Origin of the sequence: Ensifer sp. LBL (assembly GCF_050435225.1) — a bacterium.
Taxonomy (GTDB): Bacteria; Pseudomonadota; Alphaproteobacteria; order Rhizobiales; family Rhizobiaceae; genus Ensifer.
In genome coordinates, this window is the sequence record NZ_JBNDJY010000004.1 from 230,677 (window position 1) to 251,728 (window position 21,052).

At 63.3% G+C, this 21,052-nt stretch carries 18 protein-coding genes; 9 read left to right on the plus strand and 9 right to left on the minus strand.

Annotated features, from left to right (window positions below):
- The first annotated feature begins 6 nt into the window (after window positions 1–6).
- A complete protein-coding gene (der, locus tag OKW20_RS16965; RefSeq protein ID WP_429173735.1) occupies window positions 7–1,437 on the plus strand; it encodes a ribosome biogenesis GTPase Der in 1,431 nt (476 codons plus the stop codon).
- 256 nt (window positions 1,438–1,693) lie between these two features.
- Here the strand turns inward: der and OKW20_RS16970 are convergent, their stop codons facing one another.
- Window positions 1,694–2,611, minus strand: coding sequence for a sugar kinase (locus tag OKW20_RS16970; RefSeq protein ID WP_429173736.1), 918 nt, complete (start codon window positions 2,609–2,611; stop codon window positions 1,694–1,696).
- A gap of 175 nt (window positions 2,612–2,786) precedes the next feature.
- Between OKW20_RS16970 and OKW20_RS16975 the strand changes: the two genes are divergently transcribed.
- Complete coding sequence (locus OKW20_RS16975; protein WP_429173738.1) at window positions 2,787–4,418, plus strand: alpha-glucosidase family protein; 1,632 nt, start codon at window positions 2,787–2,789, stop codon at window positions 4,416–4,418.
- Window positions 4,418–4,882 carry an aminoglycoside 6'-N-acetyltransferase gene (gene aac(6') / locus OKW20_RS16980; protein WP_429173740.1) on the plus strand — a complete coding sequence of 155 codons (465 nt, stop codon included), beginning with the start codon at window positions 4,418–4,420 and terminating at the stop codon, window positions 4,880–4,882. Before OKW20_RS16975 ends, aac(6') begins: the two co-directional genes overlap by 1 nt.
- Window positions 4,883–4,895: 13 nt before the next feature.
- On the opposite strand, the gene ade is transcribed toward aac(6'), so the two are convergent.
- On the minus strand, window positions 4,896–6,593 hold the full coding sequence (gene ade, locus OKW20_RS16985; protein WP_429173741.1) for an adenine deaminase: 1,698 nt from the start codon (window positions 6,591–6,593) through the stop codon (window positions 4,896–4,898).
- A gap of 133 nt (window positions 6,594–6,726) precedes the next feature.
- Complete coding sequence (locus OKW20_RS16990; RefSeq protein WP_429173743.1) at window positions 6,727–8,052, minus strand: aspartate aminotransferase family protein; 1,326 nt, start codon at window positions 8,050–8,052, stop codon at window positions 6,727–6,729.
- 265 nt (window positions 8,053–8,317) lie between these two features.
- On the opposite strand from OKW20_RS16990, the gene OKW20_RS16995 reads away from it, so the two are divergent.
- Together OKW20_RS16995 and OKW20_RS17000 are read left to right on the plus strand one after the other, a co-directional pair.
- Window positions 8,318–10,570, plus strand: a complete 2,253-nt coding sequence (locus OKW20_RS16995; RefSeq protein WP_429173745.1) for a glycoside hydrolase family 9 protein — start codon at window positions 8,318–8,320, stop codon at window positions 10,568–10,570.
- A gap of 60 nt (window positions 10,571–10,630) precedes the next feature.
- Complete coding sequence (locus tag OKW20_RS17000) at window positions 10,631–11,719, plus strand: Gfo/Idh/MocA family protein (RefSeq protein ID WP_429174505.1); 1,089 nt, start codon at window positions 10,631–10,633, stop codon at window positions 11,717–11,719.
- A gap of 44 nt (window positions 11,720–11,763) precedes the next feature.
- On the opposite strand, the gene OKW20_RS17005 is transcribed toward OKW20_RS17000, so the two are convergent.
- The 6 genes from OKW20_RS17005 to OKW20_RS17030 all read right to left on the minus strand — a co-directional run bounded on the left by OKW20_RS17005 (window position 11,764) and on the right by OKW20_RS17030 (window position 17,219).
- Entirely contained in the window at window positions 11,764–12,798 is a 1,035-nt protein-coding gene (locus OKW20_RS17005; protein WP_429173747.1) for a Gfo/Idh/MocA family protein, read from the minus strand.
- A 190-nt stretch (window positions 12,799–12,988) separates the two neighbouring features.
- The gene (locus tag OKW20_RS17010) at window positions 12,989–13,333 is read right to left on the minus strand and encodes an ArsR/SmtB family transcription factor (protein WP_043621113.1); all 345 of its coding nucleotides are present in this window, start codon (window positions 13,331–13,333) and stop codon (window positions 12,989–12,991) included.
- 119 nt (window positions 13,334–13,452) lie between these two features.
- Window positions 13,453–14,196 (minus strand): HugZ family protein, encoded by a 744-nt coding sequence (locus tag OKW20_RS17015; RefSeq protein ID WP_429173749.1) that lies wholly within the window; start codon window positions 14,194–14,196, stop codon window positions 13,453–13,455.
- Between the two features lie 91 nt (window positions 14,197–14,287).
- Window positions 14,288–15,337 (minus strand): choline ABC transporter ATP-binding protein, encoded by a 1,050-nt coding sequence (gene choV / locus OKW20_RS17020; RefSeq protein ID WP_043621108.1) that lies wholly within the window; start codon window positions 15,335–15,337, stop codon window positions 14,288–14,290.
- Window positions 15,334–16,179 (minus strand): choline ABC transporter permease subunit, encoded by an 846-nt coding sequence (choW, locus tag OKW20_RS17025; RefSeq protein WP_043621105.1) that lies wholly within the window; start codon window positions 16,177–16,179, stop codon window positions 15,334–15,336. The genes choV and choW overlap by 4 nt, the downstream gene beginning before the upstream one ends.
- An 83-nt stretch (window positions 16,180–16,262) precedes the next feature.
- On the minus strand, window positions 16,263–17,219 hold the full coding sequence (locus OKW20_RS17030; RefSeq protein ID WP_429116043.1) for a choline ABC transporter substrate-binding protein: 957 nt from the start codon (window positions 17,217–17,219) through the stop codon (window positions 16,263–16,265).
- A gap of 249 nt (window positions 17,220–17,468) precedes the next feature.
- On the opposite strand from OKW20_RS17030, the gene OKW20_RS17035 reads away from it, so the two are divergent.
- From OKW20_RS17035 to OKW20_RS17050, 4 genes are all read left to right on the plus strand, one after another.
- The gene (locus OKW20_RS17035) at window positions 17,469–18,056 is read left to right on the plus strand and encodes a thymidine kinase (RefSeq protein ID WP_192446941.1); all 588 of its coding nucleotides are present in this window, start codon (window positions 17,469–17,471) and stop codon (window positions 18,054–18,056) included.
- Between the two features lie 77 nt (window positions 18,057–18,133).
- Complete coding sequence (locus OKW20_RS17040; RefSeq protein WP_429173751.1) at window positions 18,134–18,535, plus strand: c-type cytochrome; 402 nt, start codon at window positions 18,134–18,136, stop codon at window positions 18,533–18,535.
- A gap of 221 nt (window positions 18,536–18,756) precedes the next feature.
- Window positions 18,757–19,845 (plus strand): hypothetical protein, encoded by a 1,089-nt coding sequence (locus tag OKW20_RS17045; RefSeq protein WP_060606673.1) that lies wholly within the window; start codon window positions 18,757–18,759, stop codon window positions 19,843–19,845.
- A 58-nt stretch (window positions 19,846–19,903) separates the two neighbouring features.
- Window positions 19,904–21,052, plus strand: a complete 1,149-nt coding sequence (locus OKW20_RS17050) for a hypothetical protein (RefSeq protein WP_429173753.1) — start codon at window positions 19,904–19,906, stop codon at window positions 21,050–21,052.

A 21,052-nucleotide genomic window follows, 5' to 3' on the forward strand; every position in this document is an offset into this window, starting at 1 on the left:
AGATCCATGAGCTTCACCGTCGCCATCGTCGGGCGTCCCAATGTCGGCAAGTCCACCTTGTTCAACCGTCTGGTCGGCAAGAAGCTGGCGCTCGTCGACGACACGCCGGGTGTCACTCGCGACCGTCGCCCGGGCGATGCCAAGCTGATCGATCTGCGCTTCCGCATCATCGATACGGCCGGTCTCGAGCAATCTGGACCCGACACGCTGCAGGGGCGCATGTGGGCGCAGACCGAGGCCGCGATCGACGAAGCCGATCTTTCGCTGTTCCTGGTGGACGCCAAGGGCGGCCTGACGCCGGCCGACGAGACGCTTGCCGAAATGCTCCGCCGCCGCGGCAAGCCGGTGGTGCTGGTCGCCAACAAATCGGAAGCGCGCGGCTCGGACGGCGGCTTCTACGATGCGTTCACGCTCGGCCTTGGCGAGCCTTGCCCGATTTCGGCCGAGCACGGCCAGGGCATGCTCGATCTGCGCGACGCGATCGTCGCTGCGATCGGCGAAGACCGGGCCTACCCGCCGGAAGACGACGTGGCCGAAACCGATATCGATCTGCGCCCGACGTTCAAGGACGAAGATGGTGAAGAGGAAGAGGCCGAGGCCTATGACGAGACCAAGCCGCTGCGCGTGGCGATCGTCGGTCGTCCGAACGCCGGCAAGTCGACGCTGATCAATCGCTTCCTCGGCGAAGACCGCCTGTTGACCGGCCCGGAAGCCGGCATCACCCGCGATTCCATCTCGGTCGAATGGGACTGGCGCGGTCGCACCATCAAGATGTTCGACACCGCCGGCATGCGCCGCAAGGCCAAGGTGCAGGAGAAGCTCGAAAAGCTCTCCGTCGCAGACGCGCTGCGCGCCATCCGCTTTGCCGAAACGGTCGTCATCGTCTTCGATGCGACCATTCCCTTCGAGAAGCAGGACCTGCAGATCGTCGACCTCGTCCTGCGCGAAGGCCGGGCGGCGGTGCTCGCTTTCAACAAATGGGACCTCGTCGAGGACTGGCAGACGGTGCTTGCCGATCTTCGCGAAAAGACTGAGCGGCTGCTGCCGCAGGCGCGCGGCATCCGCGCCGTGCCGATCTCCGGCCACACCGGCTACGGTCTCGACCGGCTGATGCAGGCGATCATCGATACCGACAAGACCTGGAACCGCCGCATCTCGACCGCGCGGCTTAACCGCTGGCTGGAATCGCAGACGATCCAGCATCCGCCACCGGCCGTGTCCGGTCGCCGCCTGAAGCTCAAGTACATGACCCAGGTGAAGGCCCGCCCGCCGGGCTTCATGATCTCCTGCACGCGCCCCGACGCGCTGCCGGAATCCTACATCCGCTACCTGATTAACGGCCTGCGCAACGATTTCGACCTGCCGGGCGTGCCGATCCGCATGCATTTCCGCTCGGGCGACAACCCGTACGAATCCAAGGCGAAGAAGCGCCGCTAAAGAGAAATCGACCATGCCGCTCAGGCGGCAGGAAGACTGCCTGCAAACCTTGAATAAGGCTAAGGTTCTCTAGCGGGAGGGTAACCTCGTTCTCCCTCATCCTCGCCCTTGTGGCGGGGATCCAGCAACCCGACGTCCGTCGGGTCAGAAAAGCCTTTCAGCCCAAGGACTTGGGCTGGCTAGATTCCTGTGACAGGCACAGGAATGACGGAGATTTTGGCGGGCGCAAAGCTCTTTTCGGAAAACGCGGCGTCACTTAAGCCGCAGGCAGCTTTTCCCTGGGGACCAGCGCACCGTGATGGCCGATGACGCCGGCAGCGACGCTTGCCGCAAAGGCAGCTGCCTGGGCTGGTTTGTCGCCCGCCACCAGGCGGGAGACGAAGGCGCCGTTGAAGCTGTCGCCGGCGCTGGTGGTATCGACGACGCGCTCGACCGGGGTTGCCGGTACATGCTGAACTGCGGCATCGCCGAAGGCGAGCGTCACACCCTTTTCCCCGTCCTTGACCACGACATTGGCCGCGCCGAGGCTCTTGTAACGGGTAATCGTGGCTTCGATCGAAGCATCGCCGAAATGGGTGATCTCGTCGTCGAAGCTCGGCATGACCAGGGTGGCGGCGCGGGCACCGTCGGTCAGCGTGCGGCGCATGCGCTCGGCATCGTCCCAGAGACGCGGGCGAATGTTCGGGTCGAAGACCACCGTTTTGCCCGAGGCCTTGGCGCGGCGCAGTTCCGACAGCAGCGTTTCCACCGCATCGGGTGCAAGGATCGCCAGCGTGATGCCGGAGAAGAGGATGAGGTCGGAGCTTTCGATCGCGCGTCTGAGGTGCTCGGCATCGTCGGCAAGCAGCTTGGCTGCCGAGTGCGAGCGCCAGTAGGAGAAGCTGCGCTCGCCGTCCTTCAGATGGATCATGTAGAGGCCAGCCGAGCGGTTCTCAATGCGGCGGACGGCAGACGTGTCGATCTGTTTCTCCGCCATGAAGGCCAGCATCTCGTCGGAGACCGTGTCGGTGCCAACGGCGGAGCAATAGGCGACGGTCCAATCCGAGGGCATGAAGAGCCGTGCATAATAGGCGGCGTTGAAGGTATCGCCGGCGTAACCTTTGCGCAGCAGCCCGCCTTCTGCCTGCATGAGCTCGACCATGCATTCCCCGATCGCAAGCATCTTTCCGGCCAACGATTTTCCTCCTCACAAGATTTCGCCTGAGACGGGATAAGGGTCTCGACCGTTCTCGGCAAGAGATAGTTTCTGGTCGATTTGGCGGCGACCGGCGCGTGGCGGCGAACAGCGTTTACTCCGACGCCGGGCAACGCTACACCTTTGCGCGACAGACCGTCTTCAGGGGGCTTACATGGCGTCTCGGCAGGTATCGGGTGACGATTGGTGGCGCGGTGCGGTGATCTATCAGGTCTATCCGCGCTCGTTCCAGGATACCGACGACGACGGCATCGGCGATCTCAAAGGCGTTACCCGCAGGCTGCCGCATATCGCCTCGCTGGGCGTCGATGCGATCTGGCTGTCGCCGTTCTTCACCTCGCCGCAGGCTGACATGGGCTACGACGTGTCTGATTACTGCGACGTCGATCCGATGTTCGGAACGCTCGCCGATTTCGACGAGATGCTTGGCGCGGCCCATCGTCTCGGCCTGAAGGTGATCATCGACCAGGTGATCTCGCACACGGCCGATCGCCATCCCTGGTTTATCGAAAGCCGCTCCAGCCGAACCAACGCGAAAGCGGACTGGTATGTCTGGGCCGATCCGAAGCCGGACGGCACGGCGCCCAACAACTGGCTGTCGATCTTCGGCGGGCCGGCCTGGGAGTGGGACGGCGTGCGCAAGCAGTATTACATGCACAACTTCCTGGGCTCGCAGCCGGACCTCAACTTCCACAATCCTGAAGTTCAGGACGCGGTGCTCGATGCCGCCCGCTTCTGGCTCGACCGCGGTGTCGACGGCTTCCGCCTCGATACGGTGAACTTCTACTTCCACGACAAGCATCTGCGGGACAACCCGCCGCTCATTCCCGATCCGGATGCAACCAGCAACGATGCACCTGACGTGAACCCCTATGGCATGCAGGATCATCTCTACGACAAGAGCCAGGCGGAAAACATCGCCTTCCTTGCGCGGTTCCGGGCTTTGCTCGATCGCTACGAGGGCCGTATGACCGTCGGTGAAGTGGGCGACGGCGCCCGTTCGCTGAAGACCGTGGCCGCCTATACCAGCGGCGGCGACAAGCTCAACATGTGCTACACCTTTGACCTCCTGGGCCCGGACTTCACCGCGGCCCATATCCGCCGCTGCGTCGAGAACTTCCAGAAGGCGGTGACCGACGGCTGGGTCTGCTGGGCCTTTTCCAACCACGACGTGACACGCCATGTCAGCCGCTTTGCCCGCAACGAAGCAGAGAGGGAGAGCGTGGCGCGGCTGGCGATCACGCTGCTTTCCGCCTTGCGCGGCTCGATCTGCCTTTATCAGGGCGAGGAACTGGGGTTGCCGGAGGCCGAGCTGGCCTTCGAGGACCTGCGCGACCCCTATGGCATTCGTTTCTGGCCCTCCTACAAGGGCCGCGACGGATGCCGCACACCGATGGTTTGGGAAGAGAACGCTGTGAATGCCGGTTTCACCGGCGGCAAGCCGTGGCTGCCGGTGCCCGAGGACCATCGGCGCCTGTCGGTCGACGCCCAGCAAGCCGGTGACACGGTGCTCGATCACTATAGGGCGACGCTCGCCTTCCGCCGATCGCAGCCAGCGCTCAGCGATGGTACGATGCGGTTCCTCGACACCAACAGCGACCTGCTCGCCTTTGTACGCGAGAAGGCCGGCGAACGGCTGCTCTTTGTCTTCAACCTCACCCGGGAACCCCTGGAGTTTCCGGCGCCCGCTGCGGTCGAGCCCCTGGAATTGCCCGGATATCCGGCGCGGCTGGAAGCCGGTAGCATCAGGGTTGCCGGACTGTCGGCCTTCGCAGGGAAATACTGATGCGCGTATTGTTGATGGATGACGAGGCCATCGGCCGCTGGGTCGAGATGCGTGTGGCGCTCTGGCCGGATACCCCCGCCGCGGATCATCGCGCCGAGGTCGAATCCTGTCTTGCGGAGGGCGACCGCTATGCTTCGTTCCTGTGCGAGGACGAAGCCGGCGTTGCTGCCGGTTTCGCCGAAGCGTCGATCCGCCACGATTATGTCAACGGCTGCGAGACCGCGCCCGTCGGCTTCCTCGAAGGCATTTACGTGTTGCCAGCCTACCGCCGCCGCGGGGTGGCGCGCGCCCTGATCACCGCGGTCGAACGCTGGGCAACGAGCCGGGGCTGCCAGGAGCTTGCCTCCGACACGGCGACCGACAATCTCAGAAGCCAGAGCCTGCACATGGCGCTCGGCTTCGAGGAGACGGAGCGCGTCGTCTATTTCCGCAAGGAACTCTCGCCCGCCGTGGCCGACAACTGAGCACTGCGGCCAATCACCCGATCAGCATGAACTTGTCGACATCGACCAGCCCGCGATCCGAGATCTTCAGATGCGGGATGACCGGCAGCGGCAGGAAGGCGAGCTGCAGGAACGGCTCGTCCAGCGTCGCGCCGAGCGCGAAGGCGGCCTGCCTCAGATGGTGCAGCGTGTCGCGCACGCTCTCGTAGGGTTCGAGGCTCATCAGGCCTGCCACCGGCAGCGCGATCTCGCCGGTCACCTTGCCATCCTCGACGACGACGAAGCCGCCCTTGATTTCACCGAGCCTGTTGGCGGCAATCGCCATGTCCTCGTCGTTGACGCCGACGACGCAGATGTTGTGGCTGTCATGGCCGACGGTCGAGGCAATCGCACCCTTCTTCAGCCCGAAGCCTTGAACGAAGCCATTGGCATGGTTGCCGTTGACGCCGTGGCGCTCGATGACTGCGACCTTGATGATGTCGCGGCCGAGATCGACTCCCGTCTGGTTGCCGACGGCGGGCAGGCGATAGCGGCGGTGCTCGGTAATGATCTTGCCCGGCAGAACGCCGATGACCGAGGTGTCGCCGTCAGCGACCGGAATGCCGAAGGCGCTGGCGTGCACGTGGCCCGCCCTGACGCTGTCGAGCCCGACCGGGGCGACCGGATTGCGGGTGGCAAAGAGCGCGTCGGTGACGCGCCGGCCACCGGAAAACACCGTCTCGGCCTTGCAGTTTTCCAGGCTGTCGATGACCACGAGATCGGCGCGCCAGCCGGGGGCGACGAGGCCGCGGTCGCGTAGGCCGAAGGCGCGGGCGGCCGAAATCGATGCGGCGCGATAGATCGCCAGCGGCTCGACGCCAGCGGATATGGCCGTGCGGATCATGTGGTCGAGGTGACCCTGCTCGGCGATGTCAAGCGGATTGCGATCATCGGTGCAGAGCGCGAGGTGCGGCGATAGCCGCTCGGTGATGATCGGCATCAGCGCATGCAGGTCCTTGGAGACCGAACCCTCGCGCACGAGGATGTGCATGCCCTTGCGGATCTTCTCCATCGCTTCTTCAGCGCTGGTGCATTCATGGTCGGTGCGGATGCCGGCTGCGAGATAGCCGTTCAGGTCCTTGCCCGACAGCAGCGGCGCGTGGCCGTCGATATGCGCGCCCTGGAAGGCCTCGAGCTTGGCAAGGCAGACCGGATCCTTGTGAACCACGCCGGGGAAGTTCATGAACTCGGCAAGGCCGATGACTTTCGGATGGTGGCGGAAGGGCAGGAGCCTTTCGATCGGCAGGTCGGCGCCCGACGTTTCCAGATGGGTCGCCGGTACGCAGGAGGAAAGCTGGACGCGGATATCCATGATCGTTTCGAGCGCCGAATCCAGGAAATACTCGATGCCCTCGGTGCCGAGTACGTTGGCGATCTCGTGCGGGTCGCAGACGACGGTGGTGATGCCGAGCGGCAGGACGCAACGGTCGAACTCGTGCGGCGTGACCAGCGAGGATTCGATGTGCAGATGGGTGTCGATGAAGCCCGGCACGACGATGCGGCCGGTGATGTCGATTTCCTCGCGCCCCTCGTAGCTGCCGAAGGTGCCGACGATGCGGTCGCCCGAGATCGCGATGTCGGAGGCGACGAGTTCGCCGGTGACGAGATCGAAGAACCGCCCGCCCTTCAGGACGATGTCTGCGGGCTCGCGTCCGACGCCCTGATCGATATAGCGTTCCAGCCCTTCGGACATGAGGCAACTCCATTTCTTATACGCGCCCCGGATGTTCTCTCGGTGGGACGACGCCTGGTTTCATTGTTGCAGATAAGAGTAACCCTTCCCCCGTTGCCGGGGAAAGGGTTCTGATGGTCTCGGTGAGGCCCGCTTAGATATTGCTGTTGAGAACCGCGCGCAGCTTACCGAAGAGCTCGTCGATCTCGGCCTTGGAAATAATTAGCGGCGGCGACAGCGCAATGATGTCGCCGGTGGTGCGGATCAACAGACCGCTCTCATAGGCCTTGAGGAAGGCGGAGAAGGCGCGCTTCGTCGGCTCGCCGGCGATCGGCTGCAGCTCGATCGCGCCGATCAGGCCGAGATTGCGGACGTCGATGACATGCGGGCAGTCCCTCAGCGAGTGCAGGCCTTCCTCCCAATAGGGCGCGAGTTCGGCAGCGCGGGTGAGCAGGCCTTCTTCCTTGTAGGTGTCGAGCGTGCCAAGGGCGGCTGCCGACGCGATGGGGTTGCCGGAATAGGTGTAGCCGTGGAAGAACTCGATCATGTGCTCCGGGCCATTCATGAAGGCATCATGGATCTCGGAGGTGACGAAGACCGCGCCCATCGGGATGACGCCGTTGGTCAGGCCCTTGGCGGTGGTGATGATGTCCGGCTTGACGTCGAAATACTGCGCGGCAAACGGCGTGCCGAGGCGGCCGAAACCGGTGATGACTTCATCGAAAATCAGCAGGATGCCGTGCTTGGTGCAGATCTCGCGGAGCTTCTGCAGGTAGCCCTTCGGCGGGATCAGCACGCCGGTGGAGCCGGCCACCGGCTCGACGATGACGGCGGCGATGGTGGAGGCGTCATGCAGCGTAACGATACGCTCCAGTTCGGTAGCGATATCGCCGCCATGCTCCGGCTCGCCGCGGGTAAAGCCATTCTGGGCCGGCAGATGCGTATGCGGCATGTGGTCGACGCCGGTCAGAAGCGTGCCGAACATCTTGCGGTTGGAGACGATGCCGCCGACCGAGATACCGCCGAAATTGACGCCATGATAGCCGCGCTCGCGGCCGATCAGGCGGAAGCGCGAGCCGTCACCCTTGGCGCGGTGATAGGCGAGTGCCACCTTCAGCGCCGTATCCACCGATTCCGAGCCGGAGTTGGTGTAGAGAACGTGGTTCATGCCCTCGGGCGCGATGTCGACGAGGCGGTTTGCCAGTTCGAAGGCCTTGGGGTGGCCGAGCTGGAAGGCCGGCGCATAGTCGAGTTCGCCCGCCTGCGCACGGATCGCCTCGGTGATCTTCGGGCGACAATGGCCGGCGTTCACGCACCACAGACCCGCCGTGCCGTCCAGTACCGTGCGGCCGTCATGGGTCGTGTAGTGCATGTCCTTGGCGCCGACGAACATCCGCGGCTCCTTCTTGAACTGCCGGTTCGCAGTGAACGGCATCCAGAAGGCGCGCAGGTCGTTCGGCGTGTTAAGGCGGTTCGACATTCCAGTTCTCCTCGGTCTCTCTTGTCGTCCGGGCGGTGTTGCCGCCCATATTTTTACCCTTTGGTCAAACTATCAGGGCACCGGGGCGCGTCAAGCCTCGCGCCGGTCCGGCCGACGGGTCTTGGACGGGGCTTGGCAACAGCGAAATTTCGCCGCGCCGCCGGATCTTTTCTCAAGCTTAACTTGTTTGCGGCAACGCTCTGCTGCCATGGCTTGTCGGCTCCGTGGCACCTTTTGGATGACCGGCGAGTTCGGAGTTGGAAACGTGTCGAGGTTCGGGATAGCACACGCGGCGATTGCCGTGCTCTTCCTGCCGGGCCTGGCAAGGGGCGCCGAACTGATTGCTGACGGCCACTTTGACAAGGGACAGGACACGTTCTGGGCAAGCGACGGGCTAACGCTTGCGCGCGAAAGGGGCCGGCTTTGCGTTGAGGTTGCGCGGGGTGGCGAAGCCTGGAGCCAACTCATCGGCACCAACGGCCTGAAGCTCGAGCCCGGTCGGATCTACCGCCTGTCGATGAAGGTGCTCGCCGAGCCTGCGCGCAGCGTCCAGGCGAGGGTGCAGCGCGCTGCCGATCCCTGGACCACGGTGGACGAATTCACGGTGGAAGGCACGCCGGAGGGCAGCCTTTTTTCGGCGGAATTCGCAGGCCAGGAACCGGAAGAAGCGCAGCTCGTGTTTCCGCTTGGCGGCGGCGAGGGCGGCCGCGTCTGCCTCGACGACATCTCGCTGGTGGCGACCGGGGCTGCTTCGCCGGCGGCGCGGCGGGCGGCGGAAGGGCCGGCTATTCGCGTCAACCAGCTCGGCTACCTGACCGATGGCCCGAAGCGCGCGACCTTCGTCGCCGATGCGAAGCGCCCCATCGATTTTCAACTGCTGGATTCCAAAGACAAGATCGTCGGCAAGGGCAAGACGCAGCCCCACGGTTACGATCCGACCGCGGGGGTCGAGACGCAGGTTGCGGACTTCTCGGCGTTCAAGACGCCGGGGGACGGCTATCGTCTCGTGTCCGGCGACTGGGCGAGCGATCGCTTCTCGATCGGCGAGGATCTCTATACGCGGCTCCGGGTCGATGCGCTGTCCTGGTTCTACCCGCAAAGAAGCGGGATCGAGATCAAGGGCGCGGTCGCCGGCAAGGCCTATGCCCGGCCGGCCGGTCACGTCGGCGTCGCGCCGAACCAGGGCGACAAGGCGGTTCCGTGTCTTGGCGGCGCGCAGGCCGACGCGCTCTATGGCGGCTGGTCCTGTTCCTACCAACTGGACGTTACCGGCGGCTGGTATGACGCCGGCGACCACGGCAAATATGCGGTGACCGGCGCGCTGGCTGCCGCCCAACTGCTTGCGACCTATGAACGCGGCCTGACCTTTGCGCCGAAATCGGCGGTGACCCGCGACGGGCTGGCGCGCATTCCGGAAAACGGCAATGGCCTCCCGGACATTCTGGATGAGGCGCGTTGGGAGCTGGAGTTCCTGCTGCGGATGATGGTCCCGGATGGGGAGCCACTCGCCGGCATGGTGCACCACAAGATCCATGATACGGCCTGGACCGCCGCACCGATGCTGCCGGGCGACGACCCGCAGCCGCGCGCGCTCTACCGTCCCTCGACGGCGGCGACGCTCGATGTCGCGGCGGTTGCGGCCCAGGGCGCGCGGCTCTTTGCCGAGCACAACCCGACATTTTCCGCCCGGCTGCTTTCGGCGGCGCGCAAGGCGTGGGTGGCGGCCAATGCCAATCCCGCACTCCTTGCGCCAAAGTCCGACGGGTTCGGCGGCGGTGGCGACTACGACGACGACAGCATTTCCGACGAGCTCTTCTGGGCGGCGACTGAACTCTATCTGACGACCGGCAACGGCGAATATCTCAAGACCCTGCGGACCTCGCCGCTCTGGGAGGCGGATGTGTTTTCGCCCGGCGGCGCCTTCAACTGGCGCGATGTTGCCGGCTTTGCGCGGCTACAACTCGCCCTTTATGGCAAAGCCTTGCCGGCGGCGGACCGCGAAGCGATCGGCAGTTCGGTGGTGTCGGCGGCGCAGCGCCTCTTGTCTGCGCAGCAGGCCGAGAGCTTCGGCATTGTCTACCGACCGGAAAACAGGCGCTACGACTGGGGATCGAACCAGCTGATGCTGCAGAACATCGTCGTACTGTCGGCCGCCTATGATCTCTCCGGCGACAGGGTCTTTCTCGACGGCGCGCGCGAGGGCATGGACTACATCTTCGGGCGCAACGCGATGGGGCTTTCCTACATAACCGGCTATGGCAGCCGCTCGCCGCAGAACCAGCACAGCCGCTGGTATGCCCGTCAGCGCGATCCGCAGTTGCCAAATCCGCCCGTCGGCTCGCTTGCCGGCGGCCCGAACTCGACCTTTGTCGACGACATCGCCAGGGAGCGGCTGCGCGGCTGCGCGCCGCAGACCTGTTATGTCGACGATATCGAAGCCTATGGGTCCAACGAAATCGCCATCAACTGGAATGCGCCGCTCGTTTATGTCGCGTCGTTCCTGGCCGACGCGCGATAGGAGACTGAAAGCGTGACCGGGATTGCTTTTGTCGGAACCGGCTTCGTCGCCGACTATTACATGACGACGCTTGCCAACCATCCGGAGCTGCGGCTCGCCGGCGTCTGGGACCGCGACGCCGAGCGTCTCGACGCGTTTGCGCGCTACTGGAAGGTTTCGCCCTATGACTCGCTCGACGCCGTGCTTTCCGATCCGGCGGTGTCGATCGTCGTCAATCTGACCACTCCGGAGAGCCACTATACCGTAAATTGCAGAGCGCTTTCGGCCGGAAAGCACGTCTATTGCGAGAAGCCGCTGGCGATGACGGTGGAGGAGGCGAGTGAACTCGTCGACCTGGCGAAGGCCAAGGGGCTGCTCCTTGCCGGCGCGCCGGCCAATGGCCTCAGCGACGCACAGGCGCTCTGCGCCCGTCTGCTTGCGGACGGCGCCATCGGCACGCCGCGGCTTGTCTATGCCGAGATGGAAGATGGCCCGGTGTTCAAGGCCAACTGGCGCGCCTGGCGCAGCCGCTCGGGCGCCCGCTGGCCCGGCGTCCATGAATTCGAGGTCGGATGCACGCTCGAGCATGCCGGCTATGCGGCAAGCTGGCTGGTCTCGCTGTTCGGCCCGGTCGCCGAAGTCAGCGCCGTCTCGGCGCTCACCTTTCCGGACAAGGGGCCGGGAACCGAGACGCTGGCGCTCGGGCCCGATTTTTCCGTGGGTTGCCTGACGTTCCGTTCCGGTGTGACGGCGCGGGTCACCTGTGGCCTGGCGGCGCCGCGCGACCGCTCGCTGACGGTAATCGGCGACAAGGGCATGATCTCCGTTCGCGATCTCTGGGACAATCGTTCGCCGATCCATCTGGAGACCTTCGGGACGAAACGCCCGCTTCTTCACCGCGGGCTCGACTGGCTGGAGTGGAAACTTGGCCGCAAGCTTCCGCTTCGGCTCTATCCCGGAACGAAGATGCGTTATCCAACGGAGCTATCGGCAAGGGCGCTTCCGGCCTTTCCGTCACAGATCGATTTCGTACGCGGCATCGCGGTGCAGGCGCAGGCGATCGAGCGCGGCGAGACACCGTTCTTCTCCGGCGCAACGGCACGACATCTGACGGAAGTGGTGTTGGCGCTCAACGGCGGCTGGCGGGACTACCGTCCGCTCGATCTCTAAGCGGCGCAGCGCCGGCACTGCTTCCGTTCCATTTCGGCGCAGGCTTATTCGGCGTCAGGCGTCTTTGCGCGGATCGTCTCGATGATTTCCAGCGCCTTTATGCTGGCCGATAGCGGCATCGACGGATGTTGGCCGCGACCCTCGAGAATGGCTGAACTTGCCGCCTCGATCTCGAACTGCAGGCCGCTTCCGGGGAAGTGATGGTCGTGGCGGGTGAGGCCGGGCAGGGGGAGGTGCCGGGCCAGCCGGTAGGCTGCTTTTCCGTTGAAAGCCAGCAGTTTGCGCGCCGGTCCGCCGGTGGAAACGAGGAGGCGGCTTGCCTTCAGAAACGGCGCGTCGATCACCAGCGTGCCGCGCTCGCCCTCGATGACGAAGCGATTGTGGCCGTTTCGATCGAAGCCGCAGCCGAGCGCAGCGCTGAAGCCGTCATAGGCCAGATTGACCTCGCCCGAAGTGTCGACGCCGGTCGGCGCGCGCTGCCACGTGCCGTCGACGAACCGGGGGTCGCCAAACAGATTGAGGCAAAGGGCGATCGGATAGATGCCGAGGTCGAGCAGCGACCCGCCGCCGAGCGCCGGATCGAAGAACCGGCTGCCGGCGTCGAACGGTTTCTCATAGGCGAGTTCCGCCCGGACATGGCGGATCGCGCCGAGCGTTCCGGCCGCAAGCAACTCGCGAACCCTCGAAATCGCCGGAAGAAAACAGGTCCAGAGCGCCTCCATGGCAAAGGTGCCGGCGGCGGCGGCGTTTGCGAGCGCACGCGCGTCGGCCGACGACGTCGTCAGCGGCTTTTCGACCAGCACGGCCTTGCCGGCGGCGAGCGCCAGGGTGGCCTGTTGAAGGTGCTCGGCATTGGGTGAGGCGATATAGATCGCGTCGATATCGGGAGCGGCCGCCAGTGCCTCGATACCGTGATAGCTGCGCAGGCCGCCGAAACGCGCAGCGAAGCTCTCGGCCTTCTGCGCGCTGCGGGATGAGACGGCGACAAGGCTCGCATGGGGTGCGAAGCGGAAGTCTGCGGCAAAACTGTTTGCGATCGTGCCGGTTCCGGCAATGCCCCAGCGGACCTTGTCACGCATATCCCGATGTCCGCTTTCCGGCTTTTTCTGTCGCGGCGCATCGTGCCCCGGAAGTCTCAAGGCTCGGTAAATGCCGGCGAGTGCCGGCACCTTTCACGTGCAAATCGGGAAGACTATCCGCCAAAGAATAAGCCCCGCGCGATTTCTCGTGTGGGGCTGTTCGAACGGGTCCGCAGATGCGGTCCGAGTATCAGGCCGATTTGCGGACCGGAGTCTTTTCTGCAGTGGCGATCTGGTCGTCACCGTAGATTTGATTGAGCGTGCCTAGAATCCGCATGACCGCGTCGGATGAGCTAGAATAGTAAATCGTCTGCGCATCGCGACGGGTGCTGACGAGATTCTGAGCACGGAGCTTAGAAAGATGCTGGGAGAGAGCCGATTGGCTCAGCCCAACCTTGTTGGCCAATGCGCCGACCGCCATCTCTTCCTTGACGAGGGAATCGAGGATGAGTAGGCGCTTAGGGTTTGCCATGGCCGAGAGGAAACCGGCTGCTACCTCGGCTTCATCGTGTTTTTCAGGCGAAAGTGGCTGCATTGCGTGCTCCATGCGAAAATTACATCACACGTAGTTATGGTTGACGAAGCACGATAATTAGTCGTGATGCATAAAAGGGCAACCACCCACTGCAAGAAATGGGGGTACTTCTCCCGCGATTAACCGTTAAGTTCACGCAAAATTGCCCGTAAATTGGAACTTTCTTCGATAGGTGTCGGGAACTCAAGGCGTTTTAGCTGATCGCCATCTGCAAGATCGAGCCCTGCGGCGTCGATACCCACCACTTTCCAGCTGCCTTCCGGTGCTTTGCAAAGCGTCACCGCATAGCGCTGAACTGCGTCAGAATGATCCGTATTCATATGATCGATCGCGTTCGCCTCCATCGCGGCGAGCGAAGCGACGGCGGGCGTGTCGATGAGCAAGTCCCCGGCGGTCAGAACATAGGCGCGGCCGAAGCCGCCGTTGAGGCTGGCACGCAGCGGCGTCAGCCGGAAGAAGCCGAAATCGGGAAAATCGACGTAAAGCTTCGACTTGGGGTGGCGGCGAACGAATCGCTCGCGGATTCGGACATGCGCCTCGCTGTCGCGCGCCACCTGTTCGGCCGTGCATTGTACGGTCAGGCGAGGATGGGCGAGCGGATCGCCCTTGCCGGGCTCGCCCGTCAGAAGCGAGGCCCTGGCGTCGGCCAGCAACGCCTGGGTGTGGGTCGACAGTTTCGAGATCAGGATGACCGGCACCCCGTCGACATCCATGCCGACGAGCACGCGGCTGACGAAGGGGAAGCCGCCGCTGTCCGGCTCGATCACCGCAAGCGATGCGCTGCGCGCGCCGCGCAGAAGTGTGCGGGCCAGCGTGCGGGCTTCGTCGTCGGTGTCGCGCAAAACGTTCGGCTTGTCGCTCATGGTCTTTCCCTTTTCCTGCCATGCGGTCGTCGCCGGGACGAAAAAGCCCGGAACGACGCTCCGGGCTTTATTGGCTTGTTGAGGGGCGCCGTCAACTTTTGTTGCGGTGGCGCGTCAGCCCTTGCACGATATCCTGGGCGTCGATGGTGCCGACCACCGAACCGTTGTCGACGACTCCGATGCTGCCCGGCTGGCGGGACATGGCGTCGAGAATGTCGACGAGCGGTGTCGTCGGCTTGGCTGTCGCTGTCACGCCGGCAACCGTCACTCCGCGCTGGACGCCGGTCTGCATCACGTCTTTCGCCGTCAGCATGGTGATCGGGTTCATGTGCTGGACGAAATCGGCGACGTACTGGTTCGCCGGATTCTTGACGATATCCTGCGGCGTGCCGCACTGGATGATGCGCCCGCCCTCCATGATGGCGATGCGGTTGCCGATGCGAAAGGCCTCGTCGAGATCGTGGCTGACGAAGATGATCGTTTTCTTCAGCCGCCGCTGGAACTCCAGCAACTCGTCCTGCAGGCGGGTGCGGATCAACGGATCGAGGGCCGAGAACGGCTCGTCCATCAGAAGGATCGGTGCGCCGGTCGCAAAGGCGCGGGCAAGGCCGACCCGCTGCTGCATGCCGCCTGAGAGCTCATTGACCTTTCGGCCTGCCCATTTCGAGAGGTTGACGAGTTCGAGCTGCTCGCCGACGCGCGCCTTGCGCTCGGCATCCGGCATGCCGGCAAGCTCGAGCCCGAAGCCGACATTGTCGGCGACCGTGCGCCAGGGCAGAAGCGCGAACTGCTGAAACACCATCGAGACCGTGTGCATGCGGAAGTCGCGCAGCGACTTCGCATTGGTTCGATAAGGGTTGAGCGGCCCGTTCGCAGTCTTGACCTCGACGTCACCGCGAACGACGGGTGCGAGGCCGTTGACGGCGCGAAGCAGCGTCGACTTGCCCGACCCCGAAAGGCCCATCAGCACCAGGATCTCGCCCTCGGTGATTTCGAGCGAGGCGCCGGCGACGCCGAGCACGAGGCCGGTCGCAGCGCCGATCTCGTCGCGGGTCTTGCCCTGGTCGACCATCTGCAGCGCCGTCTGTGGGTTGTTGCCGAAGATGATGTCGACGTTCTTGAATACGACGGCGTTGGTCATGCGCCTTCTCCTTCGTCGGACGAGCGGAAAAGGCGGTCGAGAATGATCGCCAGGATGACGATGCAAAGGCCGGCTTCAAAGCCCTTGGCGATGTTGACCGTGTTCAAGGCTCTCACGACCGGAACGCCGAGGCCGCTGGCGCCGACCAGCGCGGCGATGACCACCATCGATAGCGACAGCATGATGGTCTGGGTCAGGCCAGCCATGATCTGCGGCATGGCAAAGGGCAGCTCCACTTTGCGCAGCACCTGGCCGGGCGTCGCGCCAAAGGCCTGTGCGGCTTCCACCAGCGACGGCGGCGTCGATATGATGCCGAGGCGGGTGAGGCGGATGGGTGCGGGGATGGCGAAGATGACCGTGGCGATCAGGCCCGGAACCATGCCGAGACCAAACAGGATCAGCGCCGGGATGAGGTAGACGAAGGTCGGGATCGTCTGCATCAGGTCGAGGATCGGTCGCATGACGGCATAGACCCAGGGGCGACGGGCGGCGGCGATGCCGAGCGGCACCCCGACGGCCATGCTCACGGCGGTGGCGGCGAGCACAAGCGCCAGCGTTTCCGTCGTTTCCTTCCAGTAGCCCTGGTTGATGATCAGGAGCAGGCCAAGGCCGGTGAACAGCGTTATGCCGATCGAGCGGCGGAACCACCAGGCGAGCCCGGTGATGACGGCCACGACGATCAGCGGGTGGGGGGCGTAAAGGACCCAAAGCAGCGTATCGGCGACGGCCTGAAGGAAGCGGGCGAGCTGGTCGAAGAAGAAATCGAAATTCGTCGTCAGCCAGTCGACGAATGCCTTGGCCCAGCCCCCGATGGGGATGCGGTTCTCGGTCAGATATTCCACGAAGGTAAATCCGTCTCGTCAGGTCAAAAAGGGGCGCATGACGCGGTGAAAAAAGGCGGGGATTTCCCCCGCCTTGATGCCGATCAGAGGCCGAGTGCGGCCTTGACTGCGGCCAGGCCGTCGCCGCCATCCTTGGCGGTCACGCCGGCAAGCCACGGATCGACGGCGGTCGGGTTGGCCTTAAGCCATTCCGCAGCTGCCTTGTCTGGCTCCTGGCCGTCGTTCAGGATCTTGCCCATGATCTCGTTTTCCATCTGGAGCGAGAACTTGAGGTTCGTCAAAAGCTTGCCGACGTTCGGGCATTCGGTGGTGTAACCGGCGCGCACGTTGGTGAACACTTCCGCGCCGCCGAAGTTGGCGCCGAAGATGTCGTCGCCACCCGAGAGGTAGGTGAGCTTGAAGTTGGCGTTCATCGGATGCGGTTCCCAGCCGAGGAAGACGACCGGCGCTCCGTCCTTTTCGGCACGGGCGACCTGCGCCAGCATGCCCTGTTCGGAGGATTCGACAACCTCGAAGCCCTTGAGGCCGAAGGTGTCCTTGTCGACCATGTCGATGATCAGGCGGTTGCCGTCATTGCCTGGCTCGATGCCATAGATCTTGCTGTCGAGTTCGGTCTTCTTGGCGGCGATGTCCTTGAAGTCCTTGATGCCGAGTTCGGCGCCCTTGGCGTTGGTCGCGAGCGTATATTTGGCACCGACCAGGTTCGGCCCGAAGGATTCGACCGACTTGTCGTCGAGGAAGGGACGTACATCGTTTTCCTGGGTCGGCATCCAGTTGCCGAGGAAGACGTCGATGTCCTTGTTCTTGAGCGAGGTGTAGGTGACCGGAACCGAGAGAACCTTGATGTCCGTCTGGTAGCCGAGGCCCTTGAGAACGGTGGAAACAGTGGCTGTGGTCGCGGTGATATCCGTCCATCCGACGTCGGAGAAACGGACGGTGCCACAGCTTTCCGGCTCGGCAGCTGCAGCCTGCTGAGCGGTGATGGCGACGACCGAAACGGCGCCTGCCAGCATCAGTTTGAGAGAGAGTCGTTTTTTCATCGTTGTCGTTCCCCTGCCTCGATTATTGTTTTAGCCAAACACCATTGGATAGCGAATTCAAGCGCTTTGATGTCGAAGGAAGTGTATTGCGTCAATATGCTGGCGGGGTGCACGATGCGACGCTCGATGTCGCAATGTCCACGAAATGGTCTAGTCCGCCGAAAAACTGTGGGTGCTGCAAACGGGCTCTGGCCTTCCCGGCCAAGCCTCGTCATTACCCGGAAAACGGAAAAACCGGACGCGGTGACAATGGCCAAACTCTATTTCAGCTATGCGACGATGAATGCGGGCAAGAGCACGATGCTGCTGCAGGCCTCCTACAACTACCAGGAGCGCGGCATGCGCGTGGTGATGCTGATCGCCGCCCATGACGACCGGGGAGGGGTCGGCCGCATTTCCTCGCGCATCGGTCTCGGCGCGGACGCCATTCCCTTTCACGGCGACGATGATCTCTTCGGGCTGATCGACCGGCTGCACCGGGATGGTGAAGGCGAGATCGCCTGTGTCTTCGTCGACGAGGCGCAGTTCCTCAACGAAGGGCAGGTCTGGCAGCTTGCCCGCGTGGCCGACCGCATCGGCATTCCGGTCATGGCCTATGGCCTGCGCACGGACTTCCAGGGCAAGCTCTTTCCGGGCTCGATGGCGCTGCTGGCGATTGCCGACGAACTGCGCGAGGTGCGCACCATCTGCCATTGCGGCCGCAAGGCGACAATGGTCGTGCGCCTGGACGGGCAGGGCAAGGTCGTGCGCGAAGGCGCCCAGGTCGAAGTTGGCGGCAACGAGAAATACGTCTCCTATTGCCGGCGGCATTGGGACGACCTGATGCGCTGCGAGTGAGTGCGGCGTCGTGGCGGCTTGAAACCGCCACATGCGCGATGCCATTGTTCGCCCCTATCGCACGCCAGGGGTCTTCGATGTTGCGTCTCGTCACCAGCCTTTCCATCACACTCTGTCTTGGCACGTTCTCTCTCGGCGCAACGGTCGCCCATGCCGGTGGCGACGCCACGGCCGGCGCTGCCGTCTTTCGCAAATGCGCCGCCTGTCACACCGCAAGCGAACCGACGAACCGCGTCGGCCCGAGCCTGATGGGCGTCGTCGGACGCCCGGCCGCATCCGTTGCCGATTACAATTACTCCGACGCGATGAAGGCCTTCGGCGCCGAGGGGCATGTCTGGGATGAGGCGACGCTCAGCGAGTATCTGCTGAGCCCCAAGGCAATGGTCGGTGCCACCAAGATGACTTTTGTGGGTTTGAAAAAGCCGCAGGACATTGCCGACGTGATTGCCTACCTGAGGGCGCCGCCGGCTGCTAAATAGGGACGATGCAGGTTCCGGACGGAAAACCGTTTCCCGCTTTTCCTCGGCTTGCGCGTGGCAATGCCGTCGATATCTCAAGCACTTCGCTGTGGTGGCTGATCAAAAAGCTGCCGGGAAAGGCTTGTTCTCTTTCGGTAAACACCCTTTATATAACTGCAATCGAAGGCTGAATAATTCAGCCGGGCTGGCGGATATCGCCACGGTGGACCGAGGGGCAGGACATGGCGACTCTTCAGAATTTTGACGCGGAGATCGAAAAGACGAAGGGCGTTGTCGAACAGATGCGCGGCAAGCTCGAACAATCCGGCGTCGTGCTCGAACAGTTCGCCAAGGCCGAGACCAAGCTCGGCGACGTCAATTTCGACATCGAGAATGCCCGGATCCAGGACGTGATCAACCAACAAAAGGTGATGGAAGCCAACATCGCCGACCTGATCATCGGCCTTGAGGATGCGACCAATGTCTTCGGCTCCGAATTCGAGAGCATGAAGAACTATACGGGCTACGAGAAGTTCATCGGCATCTTCTCCAAGCAGAAGATGCAGCGCATGCGCACCGACCGCGTGCGCAACATGTCGCTTGCCGGCAACCTGCAGGAACTGTTGTCGAAGTCCGACATGATCGTCGGCATCCTCAAGGAACAGAAGTCGATCCTCGACCAGCGTTACAAGACTTCTGAGCAGAGCCTGATCCAGGTGATCGAGCGCCGCAAGGGCACGATGGCGAACCTTGAAGCGGTGCAGAAGCGCATCGAGGAGCTGAACCCGCTGCTGCTCGACATCGAAAACCGCATCGCCGCCTCGACCGAGCAGAAGGTGCGCACCGAGCTCGAGGGCGAGCGCTCGGCGCTTGCGACCGAATATAACGAGAAGCAGGCCAAGGAGCAGGAACTGCTTGCCGAGAGCCAGACGCTCGAACGCTACACCTCGATGTTCCAGACCTTCGTCGATTCGCTCAACAACCAGATCGCGGCGCAGAACACGCTGATCAACAAGCTGACGATCGACACCGAGCAGCGCATCGTGCTCTACAAGGCGCTGGAAGACTCGCTGAAGACGGCGGCCCAGCAGGACGTCGCCCACAAGATCAACACGCTCGGCAGCCAGGTCGACACCGCCGCCGAGGAAACGATGGCCGGCATCGGTGCCGCGGCCCAGCGCCACATCGGCGATCTCCTGGAAATGCATGAAAAGAACATGCTTTCGACGCAGGATATCCAGCGCCGCAAGAAGCTCGCCGACGATGCTTTCGCCCGCCGCTTCCAGGCTGTCATGGACAAGCACAACACTGCCAACTACGTGAAGCAGTGATCGGACGGCGCATGATCCGAACCGAGTTTGCCTTTCGGCGCGCGCCACGGGGATTTGCATGAAGGTCGCGGCTTCATCCGCTGTCGCACAGTATTTTGCGTCGATCCATGCGGCGCTCGCCGGGCTTGAGCTCTTTCTCGGCGATCGCAACTCGCCGCTCTATCGCAGCACTGTCGTCGGCGAAGTGATCGTTCCCTATCTTGGTCGGCTGAAGGCCTCGATCGACTGCTGGGAGAACCGGATCGGCTTCGTCGACCAGTTCCGGATTTCGCGCGCCGAAAGCGGCTTTCCCGTCTTTCAGAACGTGCTCGAACTGGAGAACGATCGCCAGACGGCGACGAAGCGCTTGGCCGATATCCCCTCGGCCGATGCGTTGCGCGACGAGATGGTCGATTTCATCCTGAGGCAGAAGGCCTTCCCCGAAGCGTTGCAGACGCGCATGGCCGAACGGCTCTATCTGGAGCAGATCGGCAAGGGCGAGATTTTTTCGCCGTTCATTCTGCCCGAGACCATCCGTGTTGCCGTCAATTCCAAGACGATGCGGCCCTATTATGTGGTGAGTTGGGGCGCCTTCGACGGGGCGAACACCCTGCCGATGGTCTATATGGCGACGATCGAGGATTCTTCCGAGAAGATCGTCGACATGCTGGTGACTGCCGATGGCAAGCTCAACCCGCAGGTGGAGATCCCGCTGCCGGTCGGAGGCCTGCTCAATCCGGATCTCGCCAGCCGTTTCGACGATTTTGCCTCGAAGAACAGCAGCTACTCACTGACGCCGGTGACGATCGCCACCAATCTCGACAAGGATTTCGAGGAACTACACCCGAAGCAGTTGCGCCGCATCGTGCTCGGGCCGTTCTATTCGGCCGGGATCACCGAGAACAATGCGCGCATCAACGATATCCTTTCCAAGGTACGCAAGACCGAGAATGCCTGGCTTTTGACCTGGACGGTGCAGGAGGTCTTCTCGAAATCGGAGCGACCGGCCAAGCGTGGCTTCTGGTCGTCGACCCCGGCGCAGGAGGAATTCCACATCGATACCGCCAATCTGGAAGCGGCGCGCATGGGGGTCTCCTCCTACGAGAAACACGCGCTGGTGCCGCATGACGCCTATCAGGCGCTCTATGCCGCCGGCGAGGCGGAACAGGTGTTCGGCGACTACAAGGTCCACGTCATTTCCGGCAACCAGGTCGTGAGCGAGGTTTGA

Bases quoted from the DNA above. Each gene is read 5' to 3' on its own strand.
- der (WP_429173735.1), top strand. From the start codon at position 7: ATGAGCTTCACCGTCGCCATCGTCGGGCGTCCCAATGTCGGCAAGTCC.
- OKW20_RS16975 (WP_429173738.1), top strand. From the start codon at position 2,787: ATGGCGTCTCGGCAGGTATCGGGTGACGATTGGTGGCGCGGTGCGGTG.
- ade (WP_429173741.1), bottom strand. From the start codon at position 6,593: ATGTCCGAAGGGCTGGAACGCTATATCGATCAGGGCGTCGGACGCGAG.
- OKW20_RS16990 (WP_429173743.1), bottom strand. From the start codon at position 8,052: ATGTCGAACCGCCTTAACACGCCGAACGACCTGCGCGCCTTCTGGATG.
- OKW20_RS17000 (WP_429174505.1), top strand. From the start codon at position 10,631: ATGACGACGCTTGCCAACCATCCGGAGCTGCGGCTCGCCGGCGTCTGG.
- OKW20_RS17005 (WP_429173747.1), bottom strand. From the start codon at position 12,798: ATGCGTGACAAGGTCCGCTGGGGCATTGCCGGAACCGGCACGATCGCA.
- OKW20_RS17010 (WP_043621113.1), bottom strand. From the start codon at position 13,333: ATGCAGCCACTTTCGCCTGAAAAACACGATGAAGCCGAGGTAGCAGCC.
- OKW20_RS17015 (WP_429173749.1), bottom strand. From the start codon at position 14,196: ATGAGCGACAAGCCGAACGTTTTGCGCGACACCGACGACGAAGCCCGC.
- choV (WP_043621108.1), bottom strand. From the start codon at position 15,337: ATGACCAACGCCGTCGTATTCAAGAACGTCGACATCATCTTCGGCAAC.
- OKW20_RS17030 (WP_429116043.1), bottom strand. From the start codon at position 17,219: ATGAAAAAACGACTCTCTCTCAAACTGATGCTGGCAGGCGCCGTTTCG.
- OKW20_RS17035 (WP_192446941.1), top strand. From the start codon at position 17,469: ATGGCCAAACTCTATTTCAGCTATGCGACGATGAATGCGGGCAAGAGC.
- OKW20_RS17040 (WP_429173751.1), top strand. From the start codon at position 18,134: ATGTTGCGTCTCGTCACCAGCCTTTCCATCACACTCTGTCTTGGCACG.
- OKW20_RS17045 (WP_060606673.1), top strand. From the start codon at position 18,757: ATGGCGACTCTTCAGAATTTTGACGCGGAGATCGAAAAGACGAAGGGC.
- OKW20_RS17050 (WP_429173753.1), top strand. From the start codon at position 19,904: ATGAAGGTCGCGGCTTCATCCGCTGTCGCACAGTATTTTGCGTCGATC.